This window comes from Xenorhabdus bovienii, from assembly GCF_024721015.1.
GTDB lineage: Bacteria > Pseudomonadota > Gammaproteobacteria > Enterobacterales > Enterobacteriaceae > Xenorhabdus > Xenorhabdus bovienii.
In genome coordinates, this window is sequence record NZ_JANAIF010000013.1 from 17,512 (window position 1) to 34,999 (window position 17,488).

The following is a 17,488-nucleotide window of genomic DNA, read 5'->3' on the forward strand; positions in this document are numbered from 1 at the left end:
TCTCAAAAAAACAACAATTCAGCAAAAAATTCGGGCAAACATGAAATAAAGATAACTTAACAAAATGGCAAAATTCCCCTCTGGATCGCTCGGAGGGGGTAAAATCGAAAAAACTCATAACATTTAATTAGCTAATTCTGTAAGTTATCTCTCATTTTTGCTCATGATAAACATAATTAAGTAACATTTACTGTACTTATTTTTTTTATCTTCTTAGGATCTACAGCTGATTTTGTTATTGATTAGTCCAAAGAGTAAGTATCATGGAACTGGAACACGAAAGTAAACGTCCTCTCTATATTCCCTATGCCGGCCCTATCTTGTTGGAATTTCCTCTTCTGAATAAAGGCAGTGCCTTTACTGAAGAAGAACGCAGCAATTTCAACTTACATGGTTTATTACCTCAGATAGTTGAAACGATAGAAGAACAAGCCGAGCGTGCCTACCGTCAATTTTGCGATTTTAAAAGTGACGGTGACAAACACATTTATTTAAGAAATATTCAGGACACCAACGAAACCCTGTTCTATCGGCTTCTTGATGCCCATCTCAGCGAAATGATGCCTATCATCTACACCCCTACGGTGGGTGAAGCATGTGAACACTTCTCTGATATTTATCGCCGCGCCCGTGGGCTGTTTATTTCCTATCCAAACAAAGCGTCTATCGATGACATGCTGCAAAATGCCACCAAGCAGAATGTTAAAGTCATCGTTGTTACCGATGGTGAACGTATCCTTGGTCTGGGAGATCAGGGCATTGGCGGCATGGGTATTCCTATCGGTAAACTCTCGCTGTATTCCTCTTGTGGTGGGATCAGCCCAGCTTACACCCTGCCAGTTGTACTGGATGTTGGTACAAACAACCCGCAGCGCTTGAATGACCCACTGTATATGGGCTGGCGTCATCCACGCATTACCGGCAAAGAATATGATGAATTTGTCGATGAATTTATCCAGGCTGTGAAACGCCGCTGGCCAAACGTGCTGCTGCAATTTGAAGATTTTGCCCAAACCAACGCCATGCCGCTGTTGACACGCTATCGTCATGATCTTTGCTGTTTCAATGATGATATTCAAGGCACGGCAGCCGTTGCCCTCGGCAGCCTGATTGCCGCCAGCCGCGCCGCTGGCCGCCAGTTGAGAGATCAAACCGTGACCTTCCTCGGAGCAGGTTCTGCCGGTTGTGGTATTGCCGAACAGATCGTCGCTCAGATGAAATCTGAAGGATTGAGCGATGAACAGGCCCGCGCCCGCGTGTTCATGGTTGATCGCTTTGGGCTGCTGACTGATAAACAGCCAAACCTACTGGACTTCCAGAGTGTACTGGTACAGAAAAGCAGCGTCCTGCAATCATGGGATGTCAGCAATGACAGCCTTTCACTGATGGATGTGGTTCGCAATGCCAAACCTACCGTTTTGATTGGTGTTTCCGGCCAATCGGGTCTGTTCACGGAAGAGATTATCCGTGAAATGCACAAACATTGTGAGCGTCCAATCGTCATGCCACTGTCCAACCCGACATCACGTGTGGAAGCGCGTCCTGAAGACATCATTAACTGGACAGATGGCAAAGCGCTGGTCGCGACTGGCAGCCCATTTGCCCCTGTGAAGTATGATGGGCAAGAATACCCAATCGCACAGTGCAACAACTCCTATATCTTCCCGGGCATCGGTTTGGGCGTCATTGCTTCCGGCGCCAGACGTGTTACGGATGATATGTTGATGGTAGCCAGCCGCGCATTGGCGGATTGTTCACCGTTGGCACAGACGGGTTCAGGTCCATTACTGCCACCGATTGATGATATTCAAAACGTTTCCCGCAAAATAGCTAAAGAAGTGGCGAAAAAAGCCCAGATTCAAGGCATGGCTACCGTCACGTCAGAAGATGCGCTAGAACAAGCCATTGAGCGCAATTTCTGGAAACCAGAATATCGCGTCTATAAACGCACTTCATTCTGATCTAAGACCTGCTAAGATCAGCTACAAGCCTGTCAGCACCGTTGGCAGGCTTTTATTACAGTCCGAAAACTTGCTTCAATATTTCAAGTAAAGTAGCCTTTAAGACATTGAATCATGAGTACACACAAGGTAAACAGAAACAATGTGGAAACGCCTGATTACCGGGTTGGTTTTCATCATGGCTGTTCTAATGCTAACAGTCATTATGCTTGACCGCTGGATTAGCTGGAAAACCGCCCCCTATATTTATGATGACCTCAGCCAGCTTCCTGAACGAGAAGTCGGTATGGTACTCGGCACGTCCAAATATTACACATCCGGCGCCTATAACCAGTACTATTTCTACCGTATTCAAGGGGCTGCTAACGCCTACAACAGCGGGAAGGTGAATTACCTGTTACTGAGCGGAGATAACGCCCAACTCAGTTATAACGAACCCATTACAATGCAGAAAGATTTTATCAAGGCGGGAATTCCGGCTTCCAAAGTGATAATGGATTTTGCTGGCTTTAGGACGTTGGATTCCATTGTCAGAACTCGTAAGGTCTTTAATGCCAACAATTTTACTATTATTACTCAGCGTTTCCACTGTGAACGCGCCCTGTTTATTGCCATGCATATGGGCATAGACGCACAATGTTATGCCGTCCCTTCTCCCAAAAATATGATGATCATACGTTTCAGGGAAGTATTTGCACGCCTCGGAGCCTTGGCTGACCTCTATATTTTGAAACGCGAACCTCGCTTTTTAGGCCCATTAACACCGATTCCCAGCGAAACTGTCATTCCAACAGGTATTGAAGGCTATCCTGCCGTATCGCCAGAAGAGTTACAGGAATTGGGGAAAAAGCCGCGCAGTTAATAAAAGTAGAAATAGAATAAGAGCCTATTGGATAGGCTCTTACCTTTTCACTTAAACCCTGCCAGCCAGTTTTCCGGTTAAACCACGCCAGAGCTTTTCAATCGGCCCTTGCTGATAACGTTTTAACCACCAGCAGGCAAACCAGATATTGAAGGCCCAGATCAACGGAATAAACACCAGCAATTCCAAACGGGTAAACTGATCAAACAATCCCCAACGATAAAAAATCGTGGTGCAAATCAACGTTTGCAGCAAGTAACTGGTCAGCGCCATTCTGCCAACTTGTCGTAACCAGAAATTCACTCGCCAATGGGAAATGATTGGCCAAAAACCATAAATCAACGCGATATAAGCCAATGCCAGCAAGGGTGTCGCCAGTTCGGAGATAGTATGACGAATCGTCCATGAGGCAAAATAGCTGAAGGGATATAAACACTGTATTGACAGAGCAATAACCTGAATGACCATACCCAACGGAAGTAGCCATAATGCCACCCTGCGGTAATGACTGAGGCTAAACTCCCCTTTCAGCCAGCCATTGCGCAGCAACATCGCCCCACAGAGCATCGTCCCAACCATTTGCCAGCCATATTGCACGATAACCACTATCATCATGCCACTTACCTGACGAAAACGATGCTCGATAGCCAATAACCCACCCTGGGTTTTCCAATGACTTTCATGAAATATATCCTGCGGTGTTGGCTGCCAGAAGGCACTATTTTCTCCCACTGGAAACAACCCCAGAAGATAAAACATCATCAAACCAAACAGATAAAAAATAATTCCTTTACCAAACAATCTATGGCGAGTATGGATAAAGTGCCATGCCAAAAGACCAACAATGCCATATAACAGTAAAATATCACCATCCCACAGCAAGATACCGTGCAACAAGCCAATAACAGCCAGAATAATCAGTCTGGGAATATTCCATTCACTCCCCCGCTGCCACAGTAATTCAAGTGAAGCACCAAATAACAAGGTTAAAATGAATAAAAATTTTCCCTGAGTAAAAAAACTCAGGACAGACCATGTCATCACATCAGAAAATGAGATCGAATCTTTATAAAAAAGATTCATAGAAGCGGCATATGGCAAGGCAAAACTGAAAATATTCAAAATTAATATTCCCAGAATAGCGAAACCACGCATACTATCAATTGCCTCAATCCGCTGACCCATTACCTCACTATTTTCCATGGCAATAAAAGTTCATCATGATAAGTGCAGGTGACGCACGGCACGCAGAAATTCCTGTCGTGTATTCTGACTAGATTTAAACAAACCGCCGAGAGAAGTTGTCGTCGTCGTGCTGGTCGCATCGCGGATGCCACGGGCTTTCACGCAGTAATGAACAGCATCAATGGAAATGGCAACGTTATTTGTACCGAGCAGCGTTTGCAGTGCAATCAGGATCTGCTGTGTCAACCGCTCCTGCACCTGTGGGCGCTGCGCAAAAAATTGCACGATCCGATTAATTTTCGACAGGCCAATCACCTTATCCTTAGGGATATAAGCAACCGTGGCTTTGCCATCGATAGTGACGAAATGGTGTTCACAGGTGCTGGTCAGCGTGATATCCCGCACCGTTACCATCTCATCTACTTTCATTTTATTTTCTATCAAGGTGATTTTCGGAAAGTTGTTGTAATCCAATCCTGAAAATATTTCATCTACATACATTTTCGCAATACGACTCGGCGTATCCGCCAGACTGTCATCACTCAAATCGAGATTTAACAGTTTCATAATTTCTGTCATGTGTTCCTGAATCCGTACCTTACGCACTTCTGGTTCCAGAGTTTGTTCACGCAATGGGGTTTCAAGGCCACGGGAGACCAGTGCCGAGTGCACCAGCGCAGCTTCTGTACTTAGGGATGACATCAGTTTCTCCAAGAATAATACTTTCCGTTACTTGACGGGGAATCGAGACGCATATTTTACGCAGATATCTGTGAATCTAACACCTTACATACAATACGGGTTCATACAATACGGATTCACAAAACACCTGCTGGCATGGTATCCACTCGCGTGGTATGTGTTTACATTGTATCTGTGTACAACTCTATCTGCACGTTATCAATGCGCCAAATTTGGATTACTCACTGTGGATCTGATTGCGCCTGAATACCAGTAATCCCGCAACGACCAGGCCAATAAATGCGATATACAAAGCAGGCTCCAGTTTGCCCGTCAGCCACGTCGAAATAGCTGACAACATTGGCCCGACTAATTGCCCCAGCGCATAACCCGTGGTCAGCAGCCCCGCCATATAACGAGCCTGATTCGGCGCTAATTCACGCCCATACAACAAGGCCAGTTGCACGACACACATAAACCCACCACCCACCAGCAATGCCCCGATCACAAGGCCTCCAATACCCGGCAGCACTTCAGCAATCAATATGCCAATTGCCTGAAGCCACAAGGTGATCGCCAAACGGATTTGAGTCGTCGATACATGGCTCAACAAAATTCCCAGTACAATGCCGAGTACAGAAGCGCCACCAAATATCGGCCAGACAAATTGTGCAAACAGGCTGTCAGGAAAACGCTCTGTTGCCATTTGAGAAAGGAATGTGGCGGGTAGGATATAACCAAATCCAGCCAGGCTGTAGCTCCATATCAACCGTTTGATTTCCGGTGTCAGAGTAAGTTTTTGGATGTTAGTCTGTGGGCGGTGCAGTTCACCACGACGAGGCAGATAGCGGCTGACATAGATACTGCATAACAACGCCAACATGCCATAAATCACCCAAGCGTTGGCTGCACTCATCTCCCAAGATTGAATAGCAACAGCCAGCACACCACTGATTAAAATCCCTATTCCGGTTCCGGCAAAGACAGCGGCACTCAATCCCGGCCGATGCAGTTTTGCCAGTTCATCGTTCGCCCATGCAGCGACCAATACCAACGTCCAACCACTCGCCCAGCCAATAAAGAAACGAGCAATACTATGCAATATTGGCCCATCCAGCAGGGCCGAAAGCAACGTGATCATCACCGCCCCCCACAGCCCACTCCACAGGCGGTATTCCACGAATCGCTGTGCTCGCATCGCATCATAAGAGCCAGCCAGATAACCAAGGTAATTAAATGCAGCAACAATTCCCGCTCCCGTCAGTGTAAATTGGAATTCAGCAATCATCAGCGGAACTTGTGGAGTAAAAGTGAAGCGTCCTATTCCCATTGCAACAACTAAAGCGAGAAAACCGCTCAATGCAATTTGGAAGGCTTGATAATGACGACGGCCAGAAGTGATGATTTGATTTCTCATAGTGATTAAAAAATAATGGGATTAATTGTTTTAATTAACATTATTCAGTTATAACAAATCATAAATATAATACACGTCTTTTCTTAACATTTCGTTTTTTCTCTGATATGACAACAATTCCCCATCAAAGCGATCTTTGCCATAATGCGGCCAGCACAGGAATAAACGTTTATCCGCTATCGGCGGCATATTGGGAGTTCTTTATGGATCATTGTCATACCTCAGGCTTAATCTCGCTCGAACAAGCGCTGGAAAAACTATTGGCACAAGCTGTTGCCCTGACTCACACAGAGACCATCAGCCTGATGCAAGCCGCTGGCCGGATCACCGCTACAGATATTATTTCGCCAATCAACGTTCCCTCTTTCGATAACTCAGCAATGGATGGTTATGCTGTTCGTCTTGCCGATCTAAACGGAAATCAGGCTTTGCCAATAGCAGGCAAGGCATTCGCTGGTGCGCCGTTTCAAGGAGAATGGCTTGCCGGCAGTTGCATTCGTATCATGACTGGCGCTCCCATTCCCGCTGGTGCCGATGCGGTGATAATGCAGGAACAGGCTGAAGTTACAGAAGCAGGTATTCGATTCCCCTATCCCGCTCAACCAGGGCAGAATATTCGTACCATTGGAGAAGATATCGCTCAGAATGCGGTCGTATTGCCAAAAGGAACCAAACTATCCACAGCACAGTTGCCGGTGATCGCCTCTCTGGGCATTGCAAAGGTTAAGGTTATTCGCAGGTTGAAGGTTGCCATTTTTTCTACAGGTGACGAATTACAGGCGATTGGTGAGCCATTACAGGCAGGTCAAATTTACGACACTAACCGTTTTGCTGTGCGCCTGATGCTGGAAAAACTAGACTGTGAGGTAATCGATCTCGGTGTGATTTCCGATGATCCTGACGCATTGCGCGATGCCTTTGCCAAAGCCGATAAACAAGCAGATTTAGTGATTAGCAGTGGCGGGGTTTCTGTCGGTGAAGCCGATTACACCAAAGCGATTCTGGAAGAAGTTGGCAAAATCAATTTCTGGAAACTGGCGATTAAGCCCGGCAAGCCTTTTGCGTTTGGCAAATTGGAAAACGCGTGGTTCTGTGGTTTACCGGGAAATCCTGTCTCAGCCGTGCTGACTTTTTATCAACTGGTACAACCGCTGATTGCCCGTCTGTCAGGTTTTACAGCATGGCAAGCGCCAATGCGCCTCAATGCTAAGGCCATCACACCACTGAAAAAGTCCCCAGGCAGGCTGGATTTCCAACGCGGCAACGCTTCCATTAATGAACATGGCGAATTAGAAGTACAAACCACCGGGCATCAGGGTTCCCACATTTTCAGCTCATATAGCCTCGGTAATTGCTTTATTGTGCTGGAACGAGAGCGTGGACACATTACGACTGGCGAAACAGTGCAAATCGAATTTTTCAACCACTTACTGAAAAACCAATAACTAACGGAAAAATAATGGCTATCGAGCTCACCGATGAAGAAATCCTGCGCTACAATCGGCAGATTGTCCTGCATGATTTCGATTTTGACGGACAGGAAAAGTTAAAATCAGCCAAAGTGTTGATTGTCGGTGTGGGCGGTCTCGGCTGTGCCGCCTCCCAGTATCTTACTTCGGCTGGCGTTGGGGCAATCACCCTGCTGGATTTTGATGCCGTTTCCCTCTCCAACCTGCAACGACAAATCCTTCATCGCGATGAGCGCATCGGTATGCCCAAAGTGCATTCGGCCGCCCAGACACTGCGGGAAATAAACCCGCACGTCACCTTACATCCCATTGAGGGATTATTGGATGATCCATCACTGGATGAATTGATTGGCCGACATGATCTTATTCTGGATTGTACGGATAACGTTGCCATTCGCGAACAGCTCAACCGCCTGTGTTACGGGCGTAAAGTTCCCTTGGTTTCCGGTGCTGCTATTCGCATGGAAGGGCAACTGGCCGTGTTTACTTATCAACCGGATGAACCCTGTTATCGCTGCTTGAGCCGATTATTTGGTGAAAACAGCCTGACCTGTGTTGAAGCGGGCGTGATGGCGCCACTGGTGGGAATTATCGGCTCCCTGCAAGCGATGGAAGCGATTAAATTACTGACTCAATGCGGGAAAGTCAGCCGTGGCAAAGTGCTATTGTTCGATGCCATGACCCTGCAATTTCGTGAGATCAGGCTGCCTAAAGATCCTCAGTGTGAGGTTTGCCAGAGCTAATTTTAACAACAAACCCTATTCTATACTCACTGCCTTTCCTACCTGAAAAAACGCGGGTTAAGGGGAATAAAAATATTGATGATGATTTGATAACGTTATCTGATGAAGATCAAATTTCTTTACCCGAATACTCATGTGATGACCACATACAGACATTACTCCCTTCTTTTATATTCCTTCCTTAGAATCGTATTCGAGCTATGGTGAGATTTCCCTGGTCTTGTATTATAAAATCTTAATAGATAACATAGTATTATAAAGCACCATCAATGATAATATAATATCAACGAGATTATATAATGCAAGAACTGAATGGTAAAAAATCAACTGAAGCTGATGCCTTGTTATCCAACATTGCTAAAAATATTGATTTTTTGATGAAAAATAACAACATAGACTCACAGACTCTGAGCAGATTAACAGGTCTCGGAATTGCGACTATCAACAGCCTCAGACGTGGAGTTGGAAACCCCACTATTGCTACTGTTTCATCAATTGCAGATGTATTTGGTGTCAATGTGGGTGAAATTACCGACGGGAAATTATCTGAATCAAATGGAAATGAAGAAATTATCTCCTCAGTACCTCTGGTTAGGTATGATGAATTGGATGGTTACGTATCTGGCAAAATAATCACCAAAAATTTATATAAGCTCAGTATTCAGGATAATCATGAAGATTCTCTTTTTGCCGTAGAATTTGGAAATAACCTTTTATTTCCCTATTTTGACAGCAACACCATCGCAATAGTTTCTAAAACCGAGGCAGTTTGTGACAGTGATGTCGTTCTCGTAAAAATTAAAGATGCTCCCATTTGTTTTAGACAAGTTTTTGTCGGCGAAAGTGGAATTTACTTTTCAATATTAGGCATTGAGAACGAACGGAAAACGGTTTTAACGCAGAATTACACAATAATTGGAGTTGTAATTAGGTCGATTAGAAACTTAAAATAGGATTTAATTGTGGGTAAAATAATAAGTTTTCTCAAAAAAATATTCGAAACTCGTTATATATACAGTTTACAAAAATTCGAGCCCATAAAGGAAAACGGATTTTATATCTTGAAAGAGCTAGGCACCCATACATGCATAAAAGCAAAAGCAGAAGATATTTTTGACGGCGATTTATTATACAATATCAACCCTGAAGATATCATATTCATAGCAAGGTTTGAAGAATATGATATGAGAGAAAAACAAAAATTCAAAATCATAGAGGAGAGGAGAGATCTTTCATTTATCATACAGAATGCGTATTCTCGCAGACAAATTCATGGAAAAGAACTGCTTATAGAACAGAATATAGTAGAAAAAATAGATCCGACGAGCCTTGTGAGAATAGCCTATATGTCAGGATTAAAGGATGGAAGGAAAATTTCTGACGATATCTCAAAAGCTGAAAAAATAAAACCCTCTAAATCTCCAAATTTAAAGGTAATAAAATGACTCAGAATTATCCCACTCATTCAAGGTTTAAGTATGATTCGTTGTTTGTTTCTCTATCTGTAACAATAATGATAACTTGTGATGTTCTTGTATATAAAACACTAGACTTTTATGATTTTAAAATTACATTTAGTGGAATTTTGTTCTCGTTCTACTTTCTTATATCCACGATTCAGACGGAGGTTTATGGATACAGACAAGGCGTAAAAACGGTCTGGATCATGGTGTTATGCCAATCAATCTTTGTCATGGTTATCTTTGTAGCATCGCATATGCAACCCGAAAACAATCAAATATCAATGAACTTTAAGTCATTATTCGGAGAATTTTGGCGTGTTATGGTAGGGACATGGACTTCTGTACCCATTTCTTACTTTATTAACGGATTTGTTATATCCAGCCTGAAAAAAGTCTTTCTTGGCAGGTTCTTTTTCATCAGGTATCTCATTGCCTCGATGACGACTCAGGCGGCTCTTCTGTTATCAGCTTATCCTATAAGCCTCTCTTCAAAATATAATTTCAATGAATTAATAACAATAATCACAACAACATGGTCTTACAAAGTCGTAATGTCCATTATTCTTCTGCCTATAGGGATCATCTTAGCGGATAAGATAAAAAAATTAGAGTCGGCTGATGTATATGATTGGGGCATATCATACAATCCATTTTTCCTCAGAGGTAATAAAAAATGAAAGTTGTTAATTTGACAGACATACATCTGACCAGAAACAGAGATAAAAAACTATTTGATGTAAATCCTTATGATAACTTTGATTTTGTTTGTGAGGAAATACGTAGAATACAGAATCTTACTGGGATAGAGTTAATTATCGTATCCGGTGATATTGCAAATGACGGTGATATTGACGCCTACAGATATTTTTTAAATAGAATGGAGTCACTAAAAATACCTTATATTTCCATACTCGGCAATCATGATCTCAATAAAAACTTTGAAATAGCACTGGCGGAAGAAAAACCAAAATACATTATTACCTCCCGTGAATATAATAACAATAATTGGTATATGACTTCCGTCGACACTGTCGTTGAAGGAGAAGATTATGGTTTTATAACTCAAGATAACCTTGCTGAATTAGAAAGAAAAATTATCACAAACAGAAATTTTAATATCGCCATATTTATGCATCATCATGCCATGCCGGTTGGTACGCCAATTGTAGATAGCTGCATGCTGAACAATGCCAAAGCAGTATTGGAACTTTGTGAGAAACATAAGGTTAAATTTATTGGTAGCGGTCATGCGCACACACCACGCATTTGGCATCATAATAATATGACAGCATGTGTTTCTCCTGCTGTTTCATTTCAATGGTTATCAGGCACCGATACAGTGAAAATATCAAAAGGCTTTGGCTTTAATGTTATAGATTTTGTGCCAGATTTATCTATAACGTCATGTATTTATTAATCGTCAATAATGGCAAATAAAAAAGCGCTTCATATGAGGCGCTTACTTATTGGTTGATACCTGATAGGGTACTTTATCGGGGAATTACATCCTTGTATTCACTTCAGCCATTCCGCCCCCAATCCTCAAACTGAAAAATAATATTCTCTTTTAAGATTCATGCGGGCAGAAAAAAGGCTTTACTCAGCAATTCCCTGGCTTCTCAGATACTCATCATAAGTACCTCTGAAATCAACCACTTTGTCGGATTTAATTTCTAAAATACGGCTTGCTAATGAGCTAACAAATGAACGGTCATGGGAAACGAAAATCAACGTACCTTGGTAGAGTTCCAGCGCAAGGTTAAGGGATTCGATGGATTCCATATCCAGATGGTTGGTTGGCTCATCCATAATCAGAATATTCGGTTTGTGCATCATCAGCTTACCGAACAGCATCCGTCCTTGTTCACCACCGGACAGTACCTTGACCTTCTTCTTGATGTCATCCTGGCCAAACAACAAGCGTCCCAGCGCACCACGCACGGCCTGCTCATCGTCTCCTTCGCGCTTCCACTGACTCATCCATTCAAATACCGTCAGATCGCAGTCAAAATCGCTAGCGTGATCCTGCGCATAATAGCCAATCGTATTATTTTCAGACCATTTGATCGTACCGCTGCTCGGCTCTGCTTCACCTACCAGCGTTTTCAGCAGCGTAGTTTTACCGATGCCGTTTTCACCAATAACCGCCATTTTTTCGCCAACTTCCATCAGCAGGTTCAGGTTCTTAAACAGTGGTTCGTTATCATAGCCCTTGGTTACACCTTCCAACTCTAGCGCATTACGGAACAGTTTTTTCTCCTGCTCAAAGCGGATATATGGGTTTTGACGGCTGGAAGCTTTCACTTCTTCTAACTGGATTTTGTCAATCTGACGAGCACGGGACGTTGCCTGCTTAGACTTAGACGCATTGGCACTGAAACGACTAACAAATGACTGTAAATCGGCAATCTGTGCCTTTTTCTTGGCGTTGTCTGCCAACTGACGTTCACGAGCCTGCGTCGCCGCAGTCATGTATTCATCATAGTTCCCCGGGAACAGACGCAATGCGCCATAATCCAGATCTGCCATGTGGGTACAGACCATATTCAGGAAATGGCGGTCATGGGAAATAATAATCATAGTGCTGTTGCGTTCGTTGAGCACTTGTTCCAGCCAGCGGATAGTATTGATATCCAAGTTGTTGGTTGGCTCATCGAGCAGCAGAACATCAGGATTAGAAAACAGTGCCTGTGCCAGCAAGACACGCAATTTCCAACCCGGTGCCACCGCGTTCATCAAACCATAATGCTGATCCACAGGGATACCGACACCGAGCAGCAATTCTCCCGCACGTGCCTCTGCACTATAGCCATCCATTTCACCGTAGGCGACCTCCAGATCAGCCACACGATAGCCATCTTCTTCGCTCATTTCTGCCAAGGCATAAATGCGGTCACGTTCCTGTTTCACTTCCCACAGTTCCGCGTGCCCCATGATGACCGTATCCAGCACCGTGTAGGTTTCGAAAGCGAACTGATCCTGACGCAGCTTACCCAACCGCTCATTGGGATCAAGACTGACATTACCGGCGGTTGGCGTTAAATCTCCACCCAGGATTTTCATAAAAGTAGACTTACCCGCCCCATTCGCGCCAATCAGACCATAACGATTGCCGTTGCCGAATTTGGCAGAAATGTTTTCAAATAGTGGCTTACTGCCAAACTGCATGGTGATGTTGTTTGTACTTAACACAACTTTTGCTCTTAAAGTGGATAAAAGGGAATTTGGAAAAAAATCGATAGTCGCGCATTATGCCACAACAAGAAAAAAGTATCGCCAGAATACCTCGACCTCTATCTCAAAAACCAAAACACAGACCCCGTTCACATAAAAAAGATAAATAAAATTTTCTTATAAAACGACCTAAGTTGTCCGCTAAGAAAGCATAGAATAAGGCCAATAATTATTATAGACTTTCGATAAATTTTGCGGCTCAACAATTTGATATACCGGAAAAAGAAAATGCAAAAAATCAGATGGGGTATTATTGGTTGTGGTGATGTAACAGAAGTAAAAAGTGGCCCTGCTTTTTATAAACTGGAGGGTTCAGAATTAATTGCAGTTATGCGGCGCAACGCAGATTTAGCAAAAGAATTTGCCAAACGGCATAATGTCCCAAAGTGGTATTCTGATGCCGAATCGCTGGTTAATGATCCTGAAATTGATGCGATATACATTGCGACACCGCCCTCGACACACAAAGAATATACTCTATTAGCCGCACAAGCCGGAAAAATAGTGTATGTTGAAAAACCCATGGCGCTGACATTTGAAGAATGTAATGAAATGATCGCTGCCTGCCAATCTCAGAATGTGCCACTGTTTGTCGCTTATTATCGAAGGGCACTACCAAGATTCCTAAAGATAAAAGAATTAATTGATTCTGGTGCCATTGGTACTCCGCGCATTGTAAATTGCCAACTCTTCAGAGAAATGGAATCTCGCTACCAAGATCCTGATAATTTACCCTGGTTCGTAAAACCAGAAATATCCGGTGGTGGGTTATTTGTTGATTTAGCCTGCCATACACTTGATATATTAGATTTTCTGTTGGGAAAAATCATTTCGGTCAAAGGGCATGCCAATTCACAGGCAAAAGCCTATCCGGCGGAAGATTGTGTCTCAATGTCATTTATGTTTGAAAACCATATCCAAGGCGTTGGTATATGGAATTTTGCCGCTGGCACCCGTGAAGATAAGGTAGAAATTATCGGCACGAAAGGCAAAATAGCGTTTGCGACATTCGGTGATGCAGCTATTTCATATTATGACGAAAATAATCAGCTGCACCAATTCCATTTTGAAAATCCCAAACATATTCAGATGCCATTTATTCAAACGGTTATACATCAATTACAGCGCAATAATATCAGTTCATCCAATGGGGAAGCCGCCGCAAGAACCAGTTGGGTTATTGATGAAGTCCTAAAAGAGTATCAAACTGCCCTATACATAGAAAACAAAGAAAAATAACCCGTCAGGCCAGCATTGGCTGGCCAAAGTAATATCATTGCCCCAAGATTAAGTCGTTTTGTTATTTCACCATATTGATGGTCAGAGTTAATTTAATAATTAAAAATGGTTCATCGCACTTTGCCGGGAGACGCGGCACGAATCCTCAGAAAGAAGTAATCCGTGTCGCGGTATCCGTAAGCCATCCGCTTAATGACTTTTATCCGATGGTTCATGCCCTCTATTGTCCGACTGCGAACTACCCATTCCCCGTGGCACAAGAGCATCATGCTCTTCACTGCTAATATCGCGTCTGTTGGAATTAAAGCAGGACAGACAAAGCGCTGCTGTTGCTAAGATTAGGCAATAAGCGATAATCAGCCAGGCAGTAGCGCTGGATAAAAGTGTAATGGCAAGCGTTCCGCTCCCCCCTAACAGTAGCCCCCCCAAGCAGAAGTAAACTGCTGTAGCCGTCCCAGCCATATGATCGAAACCTCGAAGCGCACCATTAGGCGCCACAGAAACCGCAGTAGCGATACCCACACCGACAAGCCACATTGGGACGATAAAGCCAAATACCGATTTAGGTATAAGTGTCTCTCCAACAGCCAGCAGCAGTGCTCCTGCCATCAGGCAGCACATTCCCGCCCGTAACATGTTCAGGCTTCCCCACCGGACAACCAGACCTCCCACGATCCGCGAAGTCACCATCATAGCGATAGCCACTGTTGCAAATAACAAGCTGAAGGTAAGCTGCGATAACCCTTGTCGGCCCATCATTAACCAGGGGGCAGTCGAAAGAAAGACGAAGAAGCTACCCATTCCTGCGCTGTAGCAAAGCGTGTACAGCCAGAAATTCAGGCGTTTTACAGGAAGAAGTAACTGCGACCACTGCAAGTCTGACTTCCGTTGCCATCGGGTCTCTGGCCAGAGTTGCCAGGCGGCAATAACAGCTACTGTCATTGCGCCTCCTAGCAAACCAAAGATTGCGCGCCACCCCAGCCAGGTGTCAACCAACACTCCTAGCAGTGGGCCTACTGCCGGAACCATAGCAAGCATAGAGCTGAGCAAGCCATAGATGATGTTGCTTTCCTCACGGCCCGAATAGATGTCGCGTATAGTCGCGAAAGTGGCTACGAGACATGCCGAAGCACCGCAGGCTTGAATAACCCGGAAGCTCAGAAAAATTTCTGGTGATGAAGCGACGGTGAGACCGAATGAAGCCACAATGTAAACAATCCCACCACTAAGTAAAACAGGGCGGCGACCAAGCCGATCTGACAGCGGGCCGAATAGAAGCTGACCGGCTCCTAACAGAACCAGGTATGCCGTCAACGTTAGCTGGATCGTCCCTGCTCCGGCACCAAGTACACCGGCTATGAAAGGCACTACCGGCAGATACATATCCATGCCCAGTGATGCCAGTAAATCGAATGGTGATAACAGTAATATTGTGGCGGTAAGAGAATATCGCCAAGAAAAATCTTTTGAGTGCACGAGCCCATCTCCTCAAGTGAAGGATTTGGCGGTACTCTCGTAGAACGATGTGGTTCTTGAGAACACCGCAACAACCGAAAAACTATGGCTGCCGCGGCTTATTTCTCTGCTTTCTCGGTAGTGCTCATATGCGAGTTATCTCATGAATGAATCCATATCGTAACAATCTTCACACTAAGATGCGAAGAACCTTAACAATATCATCCCTGTATTAATCACACGATTATGTTATGAGTAGATCACATAATGATGAAATTTATCCTATGATGTCATCTAATTCTGGAATAAAAATATTTTTTTAGCAAGGGTTTGAAAAACATTAATGTTAAAAATGACAACAGTAGAAATAAAAAAATATCAACTATCAGAATATTATTCTGATAGTAAAATAGACTGTTAATTTATTACAGAGTAATTGCCATCAATTTATTGATTTCGTTATATCCTTCTCTTTCATAAAAACGAATGGCTTCAACATTGTGCGACAAGACTGTCAATTCCAGATGCGAATAATTATTTTCCTGCGCCCATTTTTTCATTCCAACCAACAGTCGCTGGCCAATTCCTTGGCTTCTGGCATCCTGACTGACGATCAAATCAAAAATATAACCATAATTTCGTGGTATCAAACAATTAAACGGCGGTGTATTTTGCTCTTGCGCAATGGAAAAAACCGCCGGGTAGTGCCACAAAATCCTCTGCCAGTTCAATCATTACTTTTTGATTATACGTTACACAACTGATAATACAGTTGAGTTGCACCTGTTTCGCTGCGAAGATGGTAGCCCTAAATAACATGTTGTAACCGAGGTTTTCTGTAAATGTCTCTTTCCAAACACCGGGCGGCTTCTTTTCCACTGCTTCCTGTCGTTTTATTATTACTTTCAATGACATCAATTCAAGCGGGAGCTTCACTGGCCAAAACAGTATTTCATGTCATTGGCGCACCTGGTGTCACCGCCCTGAGACTGGCGTTGGGGACGATTATTTTATTTCTGATTTTTAAACCTTGGCGTCTGAAATTCCAGCGAGAGTCTCTTATTCCTCTTTTTGCCTATGGCATTTCATTGGGCGCAATGAATTATCTGTTTTACATGGCATTGTCCCGTATTCCTCTTGGTGTTGCTGTTGCGCTTGAATTTACGGGGCCTTTAGCTGTTGCTATGTTCTCTTCCCGACGCCCGCTGGATTTCCTTTGGATCGCCTTGGTCATTGCAGGATTAGGTTTTCTGTTACCGGTCGGAGATGGCGTCAGCACACTTGATCCTATCGGAGTCTTATATGCATTGGGAGCCGGTGTTTTCTGGGCACTCTACATTATTTTCGGGCAACGTGCTGGTGCTGGCTACGGTGCTGCAACGGTTTCCATTGGATCATCGATTGCCGCCATGATTTTTTTCCCTGTGGGATTGATACAAACTGGCCCAGAGTTACTGTTTGATCCCTCATTGCTGCCTATTGCACTAGGGATCGCCATTTTATCTACCGCATTTCCCTATACACTGGAAATGATTGCCCTCACCCGATTACCTGCCAAAACGTTTGGGACATTGATGAGCCTTGAGCCTGCCTTGGGAGCATTATCGGGAATTATCTTCCTGAATGAGCATTTGACGATGACTCAGTGGATTGCCCTGTTCTGTATTATTTTCGCTTCAATAGGCTCTACCTCAACCATTAAGCGGAAGGCTAAAATAGAAAAAGTAGAATAATCAATTAGTCATAAACAAGCTGAAGTTATCCAGAAAAACCGGAGAG

At 43.8% G+C, this 17,488-nt stretch carries 16 protein-coding genes and 1 pseudogene; 10 read left to right on the forward strand and 7 right to left on the reverse strand.

Annotation, left to right across the window (positions count from 1 at the left end):
• Positions 1–263: 263 nt before the first annotated feature.
• Both NXS07_RS05595 and sanA read left to right on the forward strand, forming a co-directional pair.
• Positions 264–1,961 carry an NAD-dependent malic enzyme gene (locus tag NXS07_RS05595; RefSeq protein ID WP_258086336.1) on the forward strand — a complete coding sequence of 566 codons (1,698 nt, stop codon included), beginning with the start codon at positions 264–266 and terminating at the stop codon, positions 1,959–1,961.
• Between the two features lie 142 nt (positions 1,962–2,103).
• Positions 2,104–2,823, forward strand: a complete 720-nt coding sequence (gene sanA / locus NXS07_RS05600) for an outer membrane permeability protein SanA (protein ID WP_038218548.1) — start codon at positions 2,104–2,106, stop codon at positions 2,821–2,823.
• Positions 2,824–2,874: 51 nt separating this feature from the next.
• Here sanA and yeiB read toward each other — a convergent pair whose 3' ends face one another.
• The 3 genes from yeiB to NXS07_RS05615 all read right to left on the reverse strand — a co-directional run bounded on the left by yeiB (position 2,875) and on the right by NXS07_RS05615 (position 6,106).
• Positions 2,875–4,026, reverse strand: coding sequence for a DUF418 domain-containing protein YeiB (gene yeiB, locus NXS07_RS05605; protein WP_258086337.1), 1,152 nt, complete (start codon positions 4,024–4,026; stop codon positions 2,875–2,877).
• 15 nt (positions 4,027–4,041) lie between these two features.
• Positions 4,042–4,710, reverse strand: coding sequence for a GTP cyclohydrolase I FolE (gene folE, locus NXS07_RS05610; RefSeq protein WP_038197126.1), 669 nt, complete (start codon positions 4,708–4,710; stop codon positions 4,042–4,044).
• A gap of 217 nt (positions 4,711–4,927) precedes the next feature.
• Positions 4,928–6,106, reverse strand: coding sequence for a YbfB/YjiJ family MFS transporter (locus NXS07_RS05615; RefSeq protein WP_258086338.1), 1,179 nt, complete (start codon positions 6,104–6,106; stop codon positions 4,928–4,930).
• Between the two features lie 203 nt (positions 6,107–6,309).
• Between NXS07_RS05615 and moeA the strand changes: the two genes are divergently transcribed.
• From moeA to NXS07_RS05645, 6 genes are all read left to right on the forward strand, one after another.
• The gene (gene moeA, locus NXS07_RS05620) at positions 6,310–7,551 is read left to right on the forward strand and encodes a molybdopterin molybdotransferase MoeA (protein ID WP_258086339.1); all 1,242 of its coding nucleotides are present in this window, start codon (positions 6,310–6,312) and stop codon (positions 7,549–7,551) included.
• A 14-nt stretch (positions 7,552–7,565) separates the two neighbouring features.
• A complete protein-coding gene (moeB, locus tag NXS07_RS05625; RefSeq protein ID WP_258086340.1) occupies positions 7,566–8,318 on the forward strand; it encodes a molybdopterin-synthase adenylyltransferase MoeB in 753 nt (250 codons plus the stop codon).
• 299 nt (positions 8,319–8,617) lie between these two features.
• Positions 8,618–9,271 (forward strand): helix-turn-helix domain-containing protein, encoded by a 654-nt coding sequence (locus NXS07_RS05630; RefSeq protein ID WP_230579627.1) that lies wholly within the window; start codon positions 8,618–8,620, stop codon positions 9,269–9,271.
• A 9-nt stretch (positions 9,272–9,280) separates the two neighbouring features.
• Positions 9,281–9,763, forward strand: a complete 483-nt coding sequence (locus tag NXS07_RS05635; RefSeq protein ID WP_038218557.1) for a hypothetical protein — start codon at positions 9,281–9,283, stop codon at positions 9,761–9,763.
• Positions 9,760–10,458 (forward strand): VUT family protein, encoded by a 699-nt coding sequence (locus tag NXS07_RS05640; protein WP_258086341.1) that lies wholly within the window; start codon positions 9,760–9,762, stop codon positions 10,456–10,458. Before NXS07_RS05635 ends, NXS07_RS05640 begins: the two co-directional genes overlap by 4 nt.
• Positions 10,455–11,198, forward strand: coding sequence for a metallophosphoesterase family protein (locus NXS07_RS05645; protein WP_258086342.1), 744 nt, complete (start codon positions 10,455–10,457; stop codon positions 11,196–11,198). Before NXS07_RS05640 ends, NXS07_RS05645 begins: the two co-directional genes overlap by 4 nt.
• A gap of 179 nt (positions 11,199–11,377) precedes the next feature.
• Here the strand turns inward: NXS07_RS05645 and NXS07_RS05650 are convergent, their stop codons facing one another.
• Positions 11,378–12,973, reverse strand: coding sequence for an ABC-F family ATPase (locus NXS07_RS05650; RefSeq protein ID WP_238125526.1), 1,596 nt, complete (start codon positions 12,971–12,973; stop codon positions 11,378–11,380).
• A gap of 270 nt (positions 12,974–13,243) precedes the next feature.
• Between NXS07_RS05650 and NXS07_RS05655 the strand changes: the two genes are divergently transcribed.
• The gene (locus tag NXS07_RS05655; RefSeq protein ID WP_258086343.1) at positions 13,244–14,254 is read left to right on the forward strand and encodes a Gfo/Idh/MocA family protein; all 1,011 of its coding nucleotides are present in this window, start codon (positions 13,244–13,246) and stop codon (positions 14,252–14,254) included.
• Between the two features lie 110 nt (positions 14,255–14,364).
• Here the strand turns inward: NXS07_RS05655 and NXS07_RS05660 are convergent.
• The 3 genes and pseudogenes from NXS07_RS05660 to NXS07_RS05670 all read right to left on the reverse strand — a co-directional run.
• Positions 14,365–14,475 (reverse strand): annotated as a pseudogene (locus NXS07_RS05660) (transposase); the annotation flags it as partial.
• On the reverse strand, positions 14,444–15,730 hold the full coding sequence (gene cml, locus NXS07_RS05665) for a CmlA/FloR family chloramphenicol efflux MFS transporter (RefSeq protein ID WP_258086344.1): 1,287 nt from the start codon (positions 15,728–15,730) through the stop codon (positions 14,444–14,446). The pseudogene NXS07_RS05660 and the gene cml, both read right to left, overlap by 32 nt.
• Positions 15,731–16,134: 404 nt before the next feature.
• Positions 16,135–16,422: a GNAT family N-acetyltransferase gene (locus tag NXS07_RS05670; protein WP_230581099.1), complete on the reverse strand. Its 288-nt coding sequence runs from the start codon at positions 16,420–16,422 to the stop codon at positions 16,135–16,137.
• A 129-nt stretch (positions 16,423–16,551) separates the two neighbouring features.
• Between NXS07_RS05670 and rhtA the strand changes: the two genes are divergently transcribed.
• Positions 16,552–17,442, forward strand: a complete 891-nt coding sequence (gene rhtA / locus NXS07_RS05675; protein ID WP_038203944.1) for a threonine/homoserine exporter RhtA — start codon at positions 16,552–16,554, stop codon at positions 17,440–17,442.
• Positions 17,443–17,488: the final 46 nt, after the last annotated feature.